The organism is Sandarakinorhabdus cyanobacteriorum, from assembly GCF_002251755.1.
Taxonomy (GTDB): domain Bacteria; phylum Pseudomonadota; class Alphaproteobacteria; order Sphingomonadales; family Sphingomonadaceae; genus Sandarakinorhabdus; species Sandarakinorhabdus cyanobacteriorum.
This window is the reverse complement of sequence record NZ_NOXT01000113.1, coordinates 18697-35640: the sequence shown is the minus strand read 5'-3', so window position 1 is coordinate 35640 and position 16944 is coordinate 18697. Positions and strand designations below refer to the sequence as shown.

Here is a 16944-nt window from a genome sequence, read left to right as displayed (position 1 = left end):
CGGAGGGCGGAAGGGGCAGAGAGGACCGCGCTCGCCAGCCCCCTCCGCCGCCCTGCGGCCGGCACCTCCCCCAGAGGGGGAGGATGTTCAGGCCAAACCCACCCAAATAACCGGTTGCCCGCTCGGCCCGCCGCCCTAAAACATCTCCCAAAATCATTCCTGGGAGAGCCTCGCCATGCCGTTCGCCAAACCCTTTGTCAGGCCCGATGTCGCCAATATCCTGGCCATGCTCGCCGCCCAGCCGGGCCCCAAATTGTCCGAAATATCGCCCGCCGAAGGGCGTGCCATGATGCAGGGCATGGGCCAGTTGATGGAGCGCCCGATCGGCGAGATGGCCATGGCCGATCTGGCCATCCCCGGCCCGGCCGGCAGCATCCCGGCCCGGCTCTACACGCCGGAAAACGCCGGCAGCGCCGTCGTCGTCTTCTATCACGGCGGCGGCTGGGTGATTGGCGATCTCGGCGTCTATGACAGCGTGTGTGCCGAAATCGCGCGCCAGTTGGGCCTGCGGGTCGTTTCGGTCGATTATCGCCTGGCGCCCGAAGCCGTGTTCCCGGCCGCCACCGAGGATTGCATAGCCGCCACCCGCTGGGTCGCCGGCTCCCCGGCGGAACTGGGCGGAGCAGTTTCGGGCATCATCCCGGCCGGGGACAGCGCGGGCGGCAACCTCGCCGCCGCCGTCACCAGCGAACTGGTCGGAACACTGCCGGTGCCGATCCTGGCGCAATGGCTGATCTACCCGGCCACCGACATGACCGCCACCGAAGGTTCGATGGTGGAATTTGCCGAAGGCTATCTGCTCACCAAGGATTCGATGGACTGGTTCCACGCCCATTTCATGAAGGGTTCGGAAGGCAAGTTGCTGCACCCCTGGGCCAGCCCGCTGCACGCCGAAACCCTGGCCGGCCTGCCGCCGGCGCTGGTGTTCACCTGCGGGCTGGATCCGCTGCGCGATCAGGGCCGTGCCTATGCCGCTCGCCTGATCGAACATGGCGTGCGCACCATCTATCGCGAGGCCGCTGGCCAGATCCACGGCTGCATTACCCTGCGCGCCGGCATCCCCAGCGCCCAGGATGATCTCACCGCTTGCATCACCGATCTGAAGCTGCTTCTGGCGGGCGCATGACGCCCTCCTCCATCCCGCGCGAACATCCCTCCGGCCTGCCCTATCGCCCCTGTGTGGGGGTGATGCTGGTCAATGCCGATGGGCTGGTGTTCACCGGCCAGCGCCTCGATCAGATGGTGGAGGCCTGGCAGATGCCGCAGGGCGGAATCGATCCCGGCGAAGACCCCTATGAAACCGCCCTGCGCGAGCTGTGGGAGGAAACCGGCGTTGACCCGAAGCTGACGTCCCTGCTCGGCGAAACGCCAGACTGGCATTATTATGATCTGCCCGATGAACTGATCGGCCGCATCTGGAAGGGCAAATATGCCGGCCAGCGCCAGAAATGGTATGCCCTGCGCTTCCATGGCACCGATGCCGATGTGAACATCGCCACCGAGCATCCCGAATTCCGCCACTGGCGCTGGAGCCCGCTCGACACGCTGGTCGAGATGGCCGCCCCCTTCAAGCGGGAGCTTTATGCCGACGTGATCACGGTGCTCGGCCCCTCTCTCTGAGCCCAGGCAATCGGCACCACCCGCGGCACCAGCACGGCAAGGCTGAACAGCGCCACCAGCGGCATGCCGGCCGCCAGCGCGAAGGCGGCATTGTAACTGCCGGTCGCATCGATGATCGCCCCGGTGATCAGTGGGTTCACGATGCCGGCGATATTGCCAAAGCCGTTCTGCACGCCGGTCCATTTGCCCACCGCGCTGGGGCCGGCAAACATCTGGGCCATCATGTTCACGCAGACGTGCATGATGCCGATGCCGAACCCGGCCAGCAGCAGCGCCGCGATCAGCGCGCCCTGACTGTCTGACAGCGGGATGCCGGCCAGGCCCGCCGCCGTCATCACCGTGCCCAGCATGGCACCGCCTCGCCGCACCGGGCCGGGCGCCAGACCGCGCCGCAACAACAGGTCGTTCACCTGCCCGCCGATCATCGCCGCCACCGCCTGCGCGGCAAAGGCCAGCGCGCCGATCCACGCCATGTCAGCAAGGCTGTAGTGGCGCACCTCCACCAGCCACAACGGCAGCCAGGTGACGAGGAAATAGAGGCCAAAGCCCCAGCACACCTGCGCCAGCGACAGCGACAGCGCCGCCCGGGTGAACAATATCTGCAGATAGGTGGGCCCCTCGCCGCCGGCCGCGCCATGATCGGCCGGCGTCGGCAGGCGGCGGATGGTTGCCACCCACGGCAGCAGCCACAACAAGGTGACCCCACCGACTATGGCGAACAGCCAGCGCCAATCCAGCGCCGCCAGCAGCAGACCACCGGCCAGCGTGCCAAAGGCCGGCCCCAGCGCCAAGCCCACCGACGTGGCCGCATTGGCAACGCCATGCGGGGCAGCATCGACATGATCGACAATCAGCTTGAACAGCGCCGGGAAGGTCACCGCCTCCCCCACCGCCAGCAATAGCCGCAGCAGCACCAGCGCCAGCAGGCCATTGGCCAGGCCGGTCAGCGCCGTGGCCACGCCCCACAGGCCAAGACCGGCCGCCAGCACCCAGCCGGCGTTGCTGCGCCCGACGAGCCAGCCGGCCACCAACTGGCCAGGGGCATAAACCCAGAAAAAGGCCGAGGCGGCCATGCCATATTCGGTGGCCGTCAGCCCCAGATCGGCCTTCAGCCGCGGCGCCGCGATGCCCAGCGTGCCGCGATCGACACAGTTGATGAACACCGCCAGCCCGATCAGCCAGACCAGCGCCGTCACTGCCCGTGCTTGCGACCCCGCCTGCGCCATCGCCGTCCCCCAATGGCCAGCCTGGGCGGCGGCCGGTGCCCTGTCAAGCACGGGCCCGGCAACCGTGTGGAGCAATTGTGGGGGGAGGACGGCTGCGATAGACTTGGCCGCCAGACAGGGAGGGACGATCATGGCCAACAGGGAGGGCGGCTGCCTGTGCGGCGCGGTGCGCTACGGCATCGCGGCCGAACCGGTGATGCAGGCGGTGTGCCATTGCCGCAACTGCCAGAAACAGGCCGGCAGCGGCTGGTCGATGATCATGGGCGTGCCGGCTGCGGCGCTGGCGGTTTCTGGCGAGGTGAAGACCTATGCCGACCACGGCGACTCCGGCGGCGAGGTGCTGCGCCAGTTCTGCCCCGCGTGCGGCTCCCCGCTGTTCAGCCGGGTATCGGCCGCGCCCGATCTGGTGTTCATCAAGGCCGGCACGCTGGATGACACCAGCCAGTTCACGCCGCAGCTGCAGTTCTGGACCGACAGCAAGCAGCACTGGGTGGAGATCGCCGGCGTCCCCGGCTTTGCCCGCAACCCCGGCTAGATGAGTCCCGCCAGCGGGCTCGACGGGTCGGCATAGCGGCGCTTGCCCATGCGGCCGGCGCGATAGGCGAGGCGGCCGCTTTCCACCGCCAGCTTCATGGCGCGGGCCATCATGATCGGGTCCTTCGCCTCGGCAATCGCCGTGTTCATCAGCACGCCGGCGCAGCCCAGCTCCATCGCCACCGCCGCGTCTGATGCGGTGCCGACGCCGGCATCGACCAGCACCGGCACCTTGGCATTCTCGATGATCAGCCGCAGCGTCACCGGGTTCTGGATGCCAAGCCCACTGCCGATCAAGCTGCCCAGCGGCATGATGGCCGCCGCGCCCGCCTCTTCCAGCCGCTTGGCGGCGATGGGATCATCGGCGCAATAGACCATCACGTCGAAGCCATCCTTCACCAGGATTTCCGTCGCCTTCAGCGTTTCGGCCATCTCAGGGTAAAGCGTGCGCGCTTCGCCCAGCACCTCGAGCTTGACGAGATTCCACCCGCCTGCCTCACGCGCCAGCCGCAGCGTGCGGATGGCATCATCGGCGGTGAAGCAGCCGGCGGTGTTGGGCAGATAGGTGAAGCGCTTGGGATCGAGGAAATCCGTCAGCATCGGCTGGCTGCGGTCCATCACATTCACCCGCCGCACCGCCACAGTGACAATCTCCGCCCCACTCGCCTCGGCGGCGGCGGCGTTCTGGGCATAATCCTTGTATTTGCCGGTGCCGACGATCAGCCGGCTGGTGAAGCGGCGGCCGGCGACCTCCCAATGATCCGTGTCCTTGGCGTCATCATCCTGCCCGCCGCCCACGAAATGCACGATTTCCAGCGCATCCCCGTCGGCCAGCGTCACATCGGCATAGGTCGAGCGCGGCACGATTTCGCGGTTGCGCTCCACGGCGACCTTCTTGGCCGGCAGGTCAAGGCTGGCCAGCAGATCGCTGATGCGGCTGCCGGCGGCGATGCGGTGGGGTTCGCCATTGAGGGTGATGGTCATCGTCATAAATCGGTGGCGGCGGCCAGCACGGCGGCGCGCAATTCGGGGATGCCCAGGCCTTTTTCCGAACTGGTGGCAATCACCTGCGGATAGGCGGCGGGGTGGATGCGGCTGGCACCCAGCGTCGCTTCGGTCAACGCTTCCAGCGCGCTCGGCTTGATCTTGTCGGCCTTGGTCAGCACCACCTGGAAACTGACAGCGGCCTTGTCGAGCAGGCTCATGATCTCGCGGTCCACCGGCTTGATGCCGTGGCGGCTGTCGATCAGCACCAGCACCCGCTTCAGCACGGCACGGCCGCGCAGATAATCGAACACCAGATGCTTCCACTGCCGGATCACATCCTTGGGCGCCTCGGCAAAGCCATAGCCTGGCATGTCGACCAGCCGAAAGGCGGTGGGTTCGCCCACATTGAACACGTTCAATTCCTGCGTGCGCCCCGGCGTGACCGAGGTGCGCGCCAGCCCGTTGCGACCGGTGATGGCATTCAGCAGCGAGGATTTGCCCACGTTGGAGCGGCCGGCAAAGGCGATTTCCGGCACATCGGGGGCGGGCAGGAACTTGAGCTCCGGCGCAGACAATTGAAAGGCCACCGGCCCGGCAAAACGCCGCCGGGCCAGCTCGATCAGATCATCCTGTTCGGCGGCGTCGCTCACTTCTTGCGCCGCCGGTTGGCTGGGGGATTGGGCGTGGGGCGCGGCGCCGGGTTCGGTTTCACATCGATCACGGCGGCGGCCGGCGGTGTCGCCGGGGTGGGATATTTGCGGTTCATGTAGAGCTGCTGGGCGATCGACACGAGGTTGTTGACGCACCAATAGAGCTGCAGGCCGGCCGCGAACGGCGCCATGAAGAACATGAACAGCCAGGGCATCAGCGCGAACACCTGTTGCTGCACCGGGTCCATCGTCGCCGGGCTCAATTTCTGCTGCAGCCACATGGTGAAGCCCAGGAAGATCGGCAGCACGCCGAGCGCGATGAAGGCCGGCGGCTGCCAGGCGATCAGGCCGAACAGGTTCAAGGGCGTCAACGGATCGGGCGCCGACAGATCGTGCAGCCACAGCACGAACGGCTGGTGGCGCATCTCGATGGAAATGAGCAGCGTCTTGTAGAGGGCATAGAAGATGGGGATCTGCAGCAGGATCGGCAGGCAGCCGGCAAGCGGATTGACCTTCTCGGTCTTGTAGATGGCCATGATCTCCTGCTGGGCGCGCAGCTTGTCATCGCCATATTTTTCCTGGATCGCCTTCATGCGCGGCCCGATCAGCCGCATCTTGGCCATCGATTCATATTGCTTGTTGGCAACCGGGAACATCAACGCCCGCACGATCAGCGTCAGCCCGATGATGGCCACGCCGAAATTCTGCGTCAGCTTGAACAGGAAATCGAGCAGGGTGAAAATCGGCTTGGCGATGATCTCGAACCAGCCCCAGCTCACCGCCTTGTCCAGCCGCGGAATGCCCGCTTCGGTATAGCGGTCAAGCAGGTTCACCTCCTTGGCGCCGGCAAACAGCCGGCTGGTGGTGGCAATGCGGGCGCCGGCCGGCACGGTGATGGCCCCGGCTAGCCAATCGGCCTGATACTGGCCCGCAGCATATTGGAAGCTCGCCGCAATCTTCGCCTTCTGATCCGGCACGCTGGCGGCCAGCCAATATTTTTCGGTCAGGCCCAGCCAGCCGCCCGTGGCATTGAAGCGCTGCGGGCCTTCATCCTTCAGCTTGGCAAATTCCAGATCCGTGTCTTTCAGCATGTCATCCAGCACGGCGACGGGGCCGACATGCACATTGGTCTCGGCCGCCGCCGCCTCACCCCGGCGCGACACCAGGCCATAGGGCGCCAGGCTGACCGGGGCTGCACTGCGGTTCTCGATGCTCTGTTCGACGGTGAACAGATAGTCGCTGTCCACGCTGATCTTCTGGCGGAAGGTCAGGCCCTGCGGGCTGGTGTAGGTCAGGGTCACCGGGGTGGCCGGGGTCAGAGTCGGGCGATCGGCCGTCCACAGCGCGCCGGCCGGCGGTGCCACCGCGCCGGTCCATCCGAACTGGGCAAACTGCGCATCGGCCGTGCGGCTCGGCGCAAACAGCCGCACCGGCGGCGAGGCCTTGTCCAGCGTCTGCCGATAACCGGGCAACACCAGATCATCGAAACGCCCGCCAACCAGATTGATCGAGCCCTTCAGGCGCGGCGTGTCGATGGCCACGCGCGGGGACGCCGCCAGCGCCGCAGCCTGGCTGACAATTGCGCCCTGCCCGGTAACGGCCGGGGCGCTGCCCGCCGGTGCGGCCGCTGCCGGCACAGCCGTGGCAGTAGCCGCTGGCGCGGCGGGGGCCGGCAGGAAGCGGTCCGACAGGAAGGTCCAGCCGATCAGCACCAGCGATGAAAGCACCACCGCAAGCACGATATTCTTCGTGTCGGGGGATTGATTGTCCTGAGGCAAAGGGAAGGTCCGTCCGTTGGGATTCGTGTTGTCGGGCGCTGCTATAGCCGTTCAAGGCACCGGGTCATAGCCCGAACCCCCCCATGGGTGGCAGCGGGCGATGCGGCGGGCGGCCAGCCAGCTGCCACGGGCCGGGCCGTGACGCTCGATGGCGGTGATGGCATAGTGAGAGCAGCTGGGCGTGAAGCGGCAGCTCGGCGGCAGCACGGCCGAAAAGGTCAGCTGCCACAGCCGGATCGGCCCAATAACCAACTGCTTGATAAGGCGCTTCATGGGCCGCTGTCTCCCTTGGGCTTGGGCGGGAGATGGGCCTTGGCCAGCGCTTTTTCCAGATCGGCGCGCAATTGGGCGAAATCGCGGGTCAGGCCGCTGTCCCGGCCGATCAGCACATGATCGGCGCCAACATGGCCATGGGCCGGCAGCACCAGTTGCACAATCGCCCGCAGCCGCCGCTTCAGCCGGTTGCGGGTGACACTGTTGCCGATCTTCTTGGTAACGGTATAGCCGGCCCGCATTGCCGGGTTGCCATCATCGCGCTGGCGCACAAGCAGCACAAAGCCGGCGGATGGAACCCGCCGGCCCTGATTTGCAGCCATGAAATCCCGCCGCTGCCGGATGGTCTCCGGCGCGCGCATCAGGATCAGGCCGTCAGCTTCTTGCGGCCACGGGCGCGGCGGGCCGCGATCACCTTGCGGCCACCAACGGTCGCCATGCGGGCGCGGAAGCCGTGGCGGCGGGCGCGAACGAGCTTGGAGGGTTGATAGGTGCGCTTCATGGCAAACGTCCTGAACAATAGAGTCTGGCTGGCGCCAGTTGCCTGCGCGCCGAAAGATGGGTGCGGATAATGTGGCCGCGCCCCAGAGTCAACCAGCTTGTGGGGGGACTTGTGGGGCCGTTGTGGCCAGTTGTGACTGGACAAGCCGGAATCTGCTGGCAAAGGCGAGGGCCATGGACATCTCGCCGCTCGCCCTGCCCTTTCCCGCCCTTGCCCCCATCGCCGGCGTGCGCATCGGCACCGCCAGCGTGCCCTACAAGCGCTGGACGCGCGATTGCGTCACGCTGGTGGAACTGGCCGAGGGCACGGTGGTGGCCGGGTTGACCACCCAATCGAAATGCCCGTCCCCCGAAGTGGAATTGTGCCGCACCAAATTGCCGGGCGGGCAGGCGCGCGGCCTGATCGTCAACGCCGGCAACAGCAACGCCTTCACCGGCATGGCTGGCCGCCAGGCTGCCGAGGCGCAGGCCGCCCGCGTCGCTGAGCGGCTGGGCTGCAGCGCCGATCGGGTGTTCAGCGCGTCCACCGGCGTGATCGGCGTGCCGCTGCCGGTTGATCTGGCGCTGGCCGGCGTTGATCAGGCCCACGCCCGCCTGGGCCAGGCCGATTTTCTGGCCGCTTGCCATTCCATCGGCACCACCGACACCTTCCCCAAGGCCGCCACCAGCAGCGCCATGATCGGCGGCGCCCGCGTGACGCTGAATGGCATCGTCAAGGGCAGCGGCATGATCGCGCCCGACATGGCGACTATGCTGGGCTTCATCTTCACCGATGCCGTCGTCAGCCCGGCGCTGTGGCAGCAGATGCTGCGCGCTGCGGTGGCCACCACATTCAACTGCATCACCGTCGACAGCGACACCAGCACGTCTGACACGGTGCTGGCCTTTGCCACCGGTGCCGCCGGCCATGCCATGCTGGCCAGCATGGATGATCCCGGTGCCGATGCCCTGGCCGCCGCGCTGGCCGATCTGTGCCGGCAATTGGCCATATTGGTGGTGCGCGACGGCGAAGGTGCGCAAAAGCTGATCGAGGTGACGGTGACCGGCGCGGTCGACGATGGCAGCGCCCACCGGGTCGCCATGAGCATCGCCAACTCGCCGCTGCTGAAAACCGCGATCGCCGGCGGCGACGCCAATTGGGGCCGGGTGGTGATGGCGGTGGGCAAGGCCGGCGAACCGGCCGAGCGCGATCTTCTCTCCATCCGCTTTGGTGACACGCTGGTGGCACAGGCCGGCGGCGTCGTGCCCGGCTATGATGAAGCACCGGTGGCCGCCCATCTCGACGGGCAGGAGGTGCGCCTCACCGTCGATCTCGGCCTCGGCCCCGGCCGCGCCCGCGTGTGGACCTGCGATCTCACCCACGGCTATATCAGCATCAACGCCGATTATCGCAGCTGATCCGATCCTCCCCAAACTTGTTTGGGGAGGTGGCAGCCGCAGGCTGACGGAGGGGCCGCGACGGAGGGGCGGTGGCATGCTGGCCGGGGCATCTTGTCTGCCCCTCCGCCTCGCTGCGCTCGGCACCTCCCCATTCAGAGAATGGGGAGGATCAGCTTTGAGCGGCATCATCGCGGCCATGACACCCATCCTCTATCACTACCCCGCCTCGCCCTTTGCCGAACTGGTGCGCGCCGCCTTGGGGCTGAAGCGCCTGGCCTGGGGCAGCCTGATCGTCTCCAACATCCTGCCCAAGCCGGACCAGACAAGGCTGACCGGCGGCTATGGCCGCACCCCGGTGGTGCAGCTGGGGGCCGACATCTATTGCGACACCGGCGCCATCCTGCCGGCGCTTGATGCCCTGCCCGGCCCCAGTCTCTACCCGGCGCCCCTGGGCCCGCTGCACCGGCTGGTCGCCAGCTGGGCCAACGGGCCGCAATTCTTCGCCCATGTCGGCGCCGCAATGGGCGGGATGACGCCGGAGATGATGGGAGAAGGCTTCATCAAGGATCGGCAGGCGCGCTTTGGCATGGATCTGGCTGCGCTGGGCAAGGCCGCGCCGCACCTGGCCGGCAAGGCCATGGTCGCCGCGCACTGGCTGTCGCTCAGCCTGGCTGATGGCCGTGCCTTCATCGGCGGCGACGCGCCGGGGGCTGGCGATCTGGCGCTCTATTCAAACATATGGTTCGTCAACGCAGTGCCGACGGCCGCCGCCAACGCCCAGGCCATGCTGGCAATGCCCGGCGTTGCCGACTGGGTTGCCCGCATGGCTGCGCTCGGCCATGGCGACCGGCAAGAGGTGAGCGGTGACGACGCGCTCGCCGCCGCCCGCGCCGCCCCGCCGGCGCCCATCACCGGCAAGGTGGACGCGCCCTATCAGCCAGGCATGCTGGTGGGCGTCACCCAGGAAGGCACGAAGGACGCGCCCAGCATCGGCCGGCTGCTGCGCTGCTGCCCAGACGGGATCAGCATCGCCCGGGAGGTGGAGGACGGCCTCACCGTCCACGTCCACTTCCCACGGCTCGGCCAGTTGGTGCTACCGGCATGATCNCCTCCCCCTCTGGGGGAGGTGCCCGCAGGGCGGAGGGGGCTTGTAAGGCCGGCCTTGCAGCCCCGCACCGATACCGTTCGGGTGCCACCTCCCCCAGCGGGGGAGGCGCCCAAAAGCTCAGGCCAGCGCGCCTTCCAGCCAGTTCTTCAGCTCGCCCTTCGGCTTGGCACCCACCTGCATCGCCACCGGCTTGCCGCCCTTGAACAGGATCATCGTGGGGATCGACATCACGCCATAACGGCCAGGCGCTTCCGGATTCTCGTCGATGTCGACCTTCACGATATCGACATTGGCCATCTCGGCATCCAGTTCTTCCAGCGCCGGGGCGATCATGCGGCAGGGGCCGCACCACTGCGCCCAGAAATCGACCAGCACCGGCTTGTCGGCGTTGATCACATCGGCTTCAAAGCTGGCATCGGTCACGGCCTTGGTCATCGCTTGCACTCCAAATTCGGGTTCACTGCGTCAAGATAGTGATTGGATCGGCCGGCGGCAATGCGGCCGATGGCTGCCATGTGCTGAGCGCATGGGCATCCAGTTCGATGAGGCGCGGGCCAGCGGTATAGAGCAAGGCCGCGCGCACGCTGCGGCCCGGAAACACCGCCGCCAGCGCCGCGGCATAGGCCGCCATCTGCGCCACATGCGCCGGCGGCACGGCGGCGAGATCGGCCGGCACGCGCGCGCCGGTCTTGAAATCCACCGCCAGCACGTCGGTCTCGGTCACCAGCAGCCGGTCGATGCTGCCGGCAATCACCACCTGCCCCACCACGGCGGCCACCGGCGCTTCGGTCAAGGCGCCGGGCGCGAACACCGCCGCAAAGGCCGGATCATCCAGCACAGCGCTCACAGTCGCCAACAATTCATCGGCATCAAGATCAGGCACGTTCAGCGCGCACCATTGCCGCGCCACCACATCCCGCACCGCCGCATCCAGCCCCGGCAGCGTTTCGAACAAGCGGTGCAGCGCGGTGCCGCGCCGGGCGGCGGCCTGGCGCCCGGCATCGGGCGGCGGCGCGGCCACCGGATCGGGGCCAAGTGCGGATGGGCTCAACGGCCGTGGCGGCCGGGCTTCGGCCGGCGCGGCGCGCTGCCACCAGGGGTCGGTGGGCAGGCTGATGCTGGCGGGCGCGAGGCTGGCCGGCTGCACCGCCACCGGCGGCCCGGCATGCAGGCGCTGCACCGGTTCGGGCCAGTTGGGATCATCCACCGCCACCAATCCGGCATCGGCCAGTGCGCCGGCCACCATGCCAAACCAGGTGCCATCAGGCAGGCCGCCATCCTTGTTGGCCTTGGCCGCACCGGCCAGGCACAGCATCTCCTCCGCCCGGGTCAAGGCGACATAGAGCAAGCGATGATATTCGCGCCGCGCATCCTCCTGCCGGGCGGCAAGCGCATCGGCCAGCGCCGGCGGCGGCTGCACCAGCCCCGGCGGCAGCCACAGCGGCAATTCCGGTCCATTGGCGACCGGCATGATCAGCGCCCCGGCTTCGGTGCGCAGCGTGCCGCAGGCATCGGCCATGATGACGATCGGCGCCTGCAGCCCCTTGGCGCCATGCACCGTCATCAACCGCACCGCATCCAGTGCCGCTTCGGGATCGCGTTTCACCTCCAGATTTTCGGCCGCCATCCAGGTGAGGAAGGCCTGAAGGCTCGCCGCACCCGCCGCCTCGCAGGCCAGCGCCTGGTCCAGCACCGTGTCGATGGCGTCGCGCGCCTCTTCCCCCAGCCGGGCCAGCAGGCGGCGGCGGCCAGCCAATGGGCCTGACAGCACGGCTTCGAGGAAGCGATAGGGCGACACATTGCGGCCCAGCCGCAGCAACTCCGCCAGCCAGTCACGTGCCGCCGCCACGTCAAGGTCCGGGCTGGCCTGCACCTCGGCCCACAGGCTGCCCTCGCGCTGGGCGGCGAGCGCGGTCAGATGCTGGTGATCCAGATTGCAGAAGGGCGACAGCAGCAGCGCCGCCAGCGTCAGATCATCGCCCGGCTGCAGCACCCAGCGCACCAGCGCCACCAGATCGGCCACGGCCAGCGGCTCGGCCAGGTTCAGCCGGTCAACGCCGGCCACCGGCACACCGGCATCGTGCAGCGCCCCCACCAGCGCGTTCATCAGCCTGCCGCGCCGGCGCAGCAGCACCAATATGTCCTGCGCGCGGGCGCGGCGGCCACTGGCCGGCAGGATCAACGGATCGGCATCGCCCAGCCAGCCGGCGATGCTGGCCGCAATGCGCCGGGCGAGTTCAATATCCTGCGCCAGCGGCGGCTCGTCGCTGTCGCCATCATCCTCGGCGGCGGCATCATCGGCCGCGCCATTGTCAGCCTTGGCCAGCAGCGGCGGCCACAGCAGCACGGTGCCCGCCCCCTGCTTGTGCGGCACATGCGCCGGGATCGCATCCCGGTCAAACTGCTCGGGGCCGACATGGTCGATCACCCGGTCCACCACATCAAGGATCAGCGGCACCGAACGGAAATTGGTGCTGAGCGGCAATTCCTTCCATCTGTCCGGCTCCGCCTCGCACAGCAGATGGAACTGCTCCTTCTTGGCGCGATAGATCAGCGGATCGGCGCCCTGGAACCCAAAGATGGATTGTTTGAAGTCGCCCACCACGAACAGGCTGCGGAACCGGTCGCGCTGGCCCTTGCCGGCGAAAAATTCCTCCACCAGCGCCTGCACCACATCCCATTGCAGCAGGTTGGTGTCCTGCGCCTCGTCCACCAGCACATGGTCGATCCGGCTGTCGAGCTTGAAGCGCACCCAATCGGCGGCACCGGCACCGGCCAGCAGGCGGGCGGCGGCGGCGATCATGTCGTCATAATCAATCACCCCGGCGCGATGCTTGGCAGCAGCCAGATCGCGCGCCAGCCGCACCGCCACGCGCAGGTGCCGGCCGGCATGCTCCAGGATCTGCCAGCGCTCCTGCTCCGCCCGGATGGCCAGCAACTGATTCTGCACATGCACACAGAACTCGCGCAGCTCCGGCTCCTCCTCGTCCAGCGCCTTGGGAATCAGGCCAGTCGGTTTGCGCGCCTCGTTCTTGCCGGTGAAAAACAGCCCCCACAGTTTGGGCCACAAGCCATTGCGGTCCGCCGCGCCCACCACCTGGGCCAAGCCATCGGCCAGTTTCAGCGCATTCACCCCGCTCTGCTGGCCCAGCGCCCGCGCCATGTCGGCCAGTGCATCCCAGGGCAGACCGGCCAGCCCAGCGGCCAGCGTCGCGGCCGCACTGCCGCCATCGGCCATCCCCAGCATGCGGCGCAGCAACGGGTCCACCCCCTCCACCCGCAGCGCCGCCAGCGCCTCGCCATATTTGCCCAGCCCGGCCATGATGGCGTGCAGCCGGGCTTCGCCGCCATCCAGCGCAATCGCCTCGACATCGCGGCGGAAGCCCCGGTCGCTGCGGTCCGACAGGGCATCGGTCAACACCCGGCGGCGCAGCAGGGCGGCGGCCCGGTCATCCAGCGTCTGGAAGCCCGGCGTGATCCCCGCCTCCACCGGAAAACTGGCGATCAGCCCCTGCGCAAAGCTGTGGATGGTCTGGATCGCAAGGCCGGCTGGCGTTTCCAGCACGGCGGCAAACAGGCCACGCGCCCGGCGGCAGGTTTCGGCATCCACCGGCGCGCGGATGGCAGCAAGATCATGGGCCAGATCATCGTCCGGGCAGCCGGCCCAATGCGCCAGCCGCGCCATCACGCGCGCCTGCATTTCGGCGGCGGCCAATTTGGTGAAGGTCAGGCACAGGATCGATGGTGGCGCCGCGCCGGCCAGCAGCAGCCGCAGCACCCGGGCGGTGAGCACCTGGGTCTTGCCGGTGCCGGCCGATGCCGCCACCCAGGCATGCACATCCGGATCGGCGGCATCGGCCTGTTCCGGCAACAGGGGGTCTAGCCGCTTCACAGCATGCGCCTCGGCCGGTTGATCCATTCGGCGACGCGCGCCAGATGATCATAGTCCGTCCATGCCCATTGCGGGCGCAGCTTGGGCACAAACGGCGTTTCGGCCAGCAGATAGCGGCCGGCCAGTTCGGTCGCAAAATCCAGCACGCTTGCCATGTGCGCCGCCGCATCACCATCCTTGCCCAGCGGCGCCGTCACCTTGCCGGCTTCCTTGTGGCTGCCGCGCAGCTGCCAATATTCGATCCCGCCTGGCTTGCCGGGCGGCAGCGCCGCCGTGCCATCGGCAGCCTGGCCCTGGAGCGCCAACGCCAGGCCCAGCGCCAGCTGGTTGGCCTCCAGCGCCTGCACCCGCTTGCCCGAAGGCACGCCGCCGGTCTTGTAATCCACCACGCGCACCCGGCCATCGTCGTGGCGGTCGATGCGGTCGATCTTGCCGCTCAGGATCAGGCCGCCGGCCAGCGGCAGCCGCAGCTTCACCTCGGCCAGCATCTGGCGCCAACCGGCCTGTTCTTCGGCCAGGATCAGCGCGCCGGCCCAGTGCAGCGCCACGCGCATGCGCGGCAGCCAGGTCGCCTCCAGCAGCGGGAAATGCCGGGCCTCGCTTTCCAGCTCCTCGGCGATGATGCGATCCAGATCATGCAATGTGCCGTGCTGGCGGCGCACCCAGCGTTCCAGCACCTTGTGCACCAGCGTGCCGCGCATCGCCGGCGTCGGGTCCTGATCCAGCGGGTCGAGCGGCTCCAGCTCCAGGATGCGGCGGGCATGAAAGGCAAAGGGATCGGCGATCAGCGTGTCGATCTCGGTGATGCTCAGGCCCTTGGGCCGCAGATCGAGCGGCGGGTTGGGTTCGGGCAGCGCCGCTGGCTGCGGCCCGGCCGGCGCGCCATCCAGCCAGCGGGCCAGCGCCACCAGATCATCGCGGCGCGGCAACGGCGGGGCGTCGGCTCGCTCAAACTGGGCGATCAGGCGCAGCCACAGCCGCGATGGCAGCTGCGGGCCGCCGGCATCGCGGCGCGCCCGGGTGATCAGCACCTTGGGGCCACAGGCGGCGCGCAGGAAATCCTGCGCCGCCAGCCCCTGCGCCCGCGCCGTGCCGGGCAGTCCCAGCCGGGCGCGGATGGCCGGCGCCAGCCAGGGATCGGGGCTGGGCCGGCCCGGCCAGCTCGTCTCGTTCAGGCCAGCCAGGATCATCAGATCGGCGCGGGCCAGCTGCGCCTCCACCGGGCCCAGGATGGCGAGGCGCGGATGGCCCTGGCCCGGCACCCGCACCGCCACCCCATCAATCAACGCGGCCAGCAGCGCCGGCGCCTCGTCGGCCGACAAGGCGCAGAAATGCCCGCCATCGCGCTCCAGATCGGCAATCAACCCGGCCAATTGCCGTCCATCCGGCCCGGCCCAGCCGTCATCCCCGGTCAGCGCGCCAATTGCCTGGCGCAGGGCAGCGGCCAGATCGGGCAGGGTGAAATCCGCCCGGTCGCGCAGCTTTTCCAGCGGAGCCAACGCAGCGGCCACATCCTCCCACCACAGGTCCATGGCGGCAGCGTCGGCCGGCCGCTTTTCCCCCACCCAGCGGGTGACATGTTCGCCCACGGCATCCAGCCCCGGCGGCGGCCGCACCCCGCGCAGGCCCAGATCGGCCAGCAGCAGCGCCCGGGCAAAGCCGGCATCACCAGCCCGCACCAGCCGGTTCTTCAACACGGCAAGCAGGCGGGCCGGGGCAAAGCCTTCGGCCAGCGCCGCGGCCAGCGCCAGCGCCAGCGCGCCGGGCGGGCGCAGCGCCAGCGGTTCCCCGGCGCTGCTGTCCACCAAGACACCCCAGCGACGGCAATGCGCCGCCACCCGCCGCGCCAGCACCGGATCGGGCGTCACCAGCGCGGCGCGCTGGCCCGGCACCTCAAGCGCCTCGCGCAGGGCCAGCGCCACCAGCTGCGCCTCTTCGGCCGCCGTGGCGCATTCGGCCAGCATCAGCCCGGCGCGCGCCGCCGCTTCGGGCGCATCGCCGGGCGGGGCCGCTGCGGGGGCCAGCGCCGCCAGCAGGGCCGCCGCGCGTTCGGGCGGGCCATCCAGCGGCCCGGCCCCGTGCGGCCAGCGCTGCACATCGGCCCGGTCCAGCCCCAGGCCGGCGAGCAGCGCCTTCAACCCCCATTGCGGATGGCCGGCATCATCACGGCTGGCCGGATCATCGGCATCTGCCAGCCGGATCGCCTGCCAGCGCGCCTCACCAGCGGCCGAAACATCATCATCCAGGCCGGGCAACACCACCATGCCATCGGGCAGGCGCAGGATCGCCGCCAGCAGCCGCACCAGCGCCGGGGTGGGGTTGGCGATACCGGCCGCCGCCACCAGCCCGGCCGGCGGCGCCGCCTGCCAGCGGGCGATGGTGGCATCGATCAGCGTGGCGAGCCGGGTCACGCCCTCGGCGCCGCCCTGCTGCTGCCGCGCTTCCGGCCACAGCGCGATGATCAGTTCCAGATAGGCCAGGGTCTTCTGCCAATGATCGGCCAGATCCTGGCCATCGGCGGCGGCCGCCAGCGCTTCGGGCGGGATTTCGGCGGCCAGCAGCGCATCCAGCACGCCGGCCAGCGCATCGCCCAGCCGCAGCCGCTCCACCGCCGTCCGGGCGCCGCCCGGCAGGCGTTCGGCCAGCCGCGCCATGGTGAAGCGGCGCACCAGCGGCGGCACGGCGGCGGCCACCGGCGCCTGCCCTTCGACCAGGCGGGCAAAGCCACCATCATCCAGATCGCCCACCGGCACCATGCGCGGCAGCAGCAGCCCGCCCGCCCCGCCCGGCAATTGCCGCACAAAGGCTTCGGTGAGCGCGGTGACAGCGCGGCGGTTGGGCAGCAGCACCAGCGCCTGCGCCAGCCGCAGCGGATCGCTGCCACAGCGCGCCAACAGGCCAGCCGCCAGCGCATCGGCAAAGCCGACGTGCAGGGGAATGTTGAACAGGGCGGGTGCGCGGGCCAGGCCCGGCTGGGGGGCAATCACCGGCTCAG

At 68.9% G+C, this 16944-nt stretch carries 15 protein-coding genes; 5 read left to right on the top strand and 10 right to left on the bottom strand.

Annotated features, from left to right (window positions below):
• The first annotated feature begins 175 nt into the window (after window positions 1-175).
• On the top strand, window positions 176-1126 hold the full coding sequence (locus tag CHU93_RS10300; protein WP_094473964.1) for an alpha/beta hydrolase: 951 nt from the start codon (window positions 176-178) through the stop codon (window positions 1124-1126).
• The gene (locus tag CHU93_RS10295) at window positions 1123-1620 is read left to right on the top strand and encodes an RNA pyrophosphohydrolase (protein WP_094473963.1); all 498 of its coding nucleotides are present in this window, start codon (window positions 1123-1125) and stop codon (window positions 1618-1620) included. The genes CHU93_RS10300 and CHU93_RS10295 overlap by 4 nt, the downstream gene beginning before the upstream one ends.
• Here the strand turns inward: CHU93_RS10295 and CHU93_RS10290 are convergent.
• Window positions 1581-2897, bottom strand: a complete 1317-nt coding sequence (locus tag CHU93_RS10290; protein ID WP_165768689.1) for an MFS transporter — start codon at window positions 2895-2897, stop codon at window positions 1581-1583. The two genes, CHU93_RS10295 and CHU93_RS10290, sit on opposite strands and share 40 nt — an antisense overlap.
• Window positions 2898-2976: 79 nt before the next feature.
• On the opposite strand from CHU93_RS10290, the gene CHU93_RS10285 reads away from it, so the two are divergent.
• Window positions 2977-3381 (top strand): GFA family protein, encoded by a 405-nt coding sequence (locus tag CHU93_RS10285; protein ID WP_094473961.1) that lies wholly within the window; start codon window positions 2977-2979, stop codon window positions 3379-3381.
• Here CHU93_RS10285 and thiS read toward each other — a convergent pair.
• The 6 genes from thiS to rpmH are packed head-to-tail and all read right to left on the bottom strand — an operon-like array spanning window position 3378 to window position 7570.
• The gene (gene thiS, locus CHU93_RS10280) at window positions 3378-4364 is read right to left on the bottom strand and encodes a sulfur carrier protein ThiS (protein ID WP_423825903.1); all 987 of its coding nucleotides are present in this window, start codon (window positions 4362-4364) and stop codon (window positions 3378-3380) included. The genes CHU93_RS10285 and thiS overlap by 4 nt on opposite strands.
• A 2-nt stretch (window positions 4365-4366) precedes the next feature.
• A complete protein-coding gene (gene yihA / locus CHU93_RS10275; protein WP_094473959.1) occupies window positions 4367-5017 on the bottom strand; it encodes a ribosome biogenesis GTP-binding protein YihA/YsxC in 651 nt (216 codons plus the stop codon).
• Window positions 5014-6795, bottom strand: coding sequence for a membrane protein insertase YidC (yidC, locus tag CHU93_RS10270; protein ID WP_094473958.1), 1782 nt, complete (start codon window positions 6793-6795; stop codon window positions 5014-5016). Before yidC ends, yihA begins: the two co-directional genes overlap by 4 nt.
• 51 nt (window positions 6796-6846) lie before the next feature.
• Window positions 6847-7068: a membrane protein insertion efficiency factor YidD gene (gene yidD, locus CHU93_RS10265; RefSeq protein WP_086117052.1), complete on the bottom strand. Its 222-nt coding sequence runs from the start codon at window positions 7066-7068 to the stop codon at window positions 6847-6849.
• Window positions 7065-7430, bottom strand: coding sequence for a ribonuclease P protein component (rnpA, locus tag CHU93_RS10260; protein WP_094473957.1), 366 nt, complete (start codon window positions 7428-7430; stop codon window positions 7065-7067). Before rnpA ends, yidD begins: the two co-directional genes overlap by 4 nt.
• Window positions 7431-7435: 5 nt before the next feature.
• Window positions 7436-7570, bottom strand: a complete 135-nt coding sequence (rpmH, locus tag CHU93_RS10255; RefSeq protein WP_094473956.1) for a 50S ribosomal protein L34 — start codon at window positions 7568-7570, stop codon at window positions 7436-7438.
• 173 nt (window positions 7571-7743) lie between these two features.
• Here rpmH and argJ point away from each other — a divergent pair, with 173 nt between their 5' ends.
• Complete coding sequence (argJ, locus tag CHU93_RS10250) at window positions 7744-8967, top strand: bifunctional glutamate N-acetyltransferase/amino-acid acetyltransferase ArgJ (protein ID WP_094473955.1); 1224 nt, start codon at window positions 7744-7746, stop codon at window positions 8965-8967.
• Between the two features lie 157 nt (window positions 8968-9124).
• Complete coding sequence (locus tag CHU93_RS10245) at window positions 9125-10054, top strand: glutathione S-transferase family protein (RefSeq protein WP_165768688.1); 930 nt, start codon at window positions 9125-9127, stop codon at window positions 10052-10054.
• Between the two features lie 120 nt (window positions 10055-10174).
• Here the strand turns inward: CHU93_RS10245 and trxA are convergent, their stop codons facing one another.
• From trxA to addB, 3 genes are read right to left on the bottom strand one after another with little or no spacing between them, the layout of a single operon-like run.
• Entirely contained in the window at window positions 10175-10492 is a 318-nt protein-coding gene (gene trxA / locus CHU93_RS10240) for a thioredoxin (RefSeq protein WP_086117047.1), read from the bottom strand.
• A gap of 22 nt (window positions 10493-10514) precedes the next feature.
• Entirely contained in the window at window positions 10515-13976 is a 3462-nt protein-coding gene (addA, locus tag CHU93_RS10235) for a double-strand break repair helicase AddA (protein ID WP_094473953.1), read from the bottom strand.
• Complete coding sequence (gene addB / locus CHU93_RS10230; protein WP_094473952.1) at window positions 13946-16936, bottom strand: double-strand break repair protein AddB; 2991 nt, start codon at window positions 16934-16936, stop codon at window positions 13946-13948. Before addB ends, addA begins: the two co-directional genes overlap by 31 nt.
• Window positions 16937-16944: the final 8 nt, after the last annotated feature.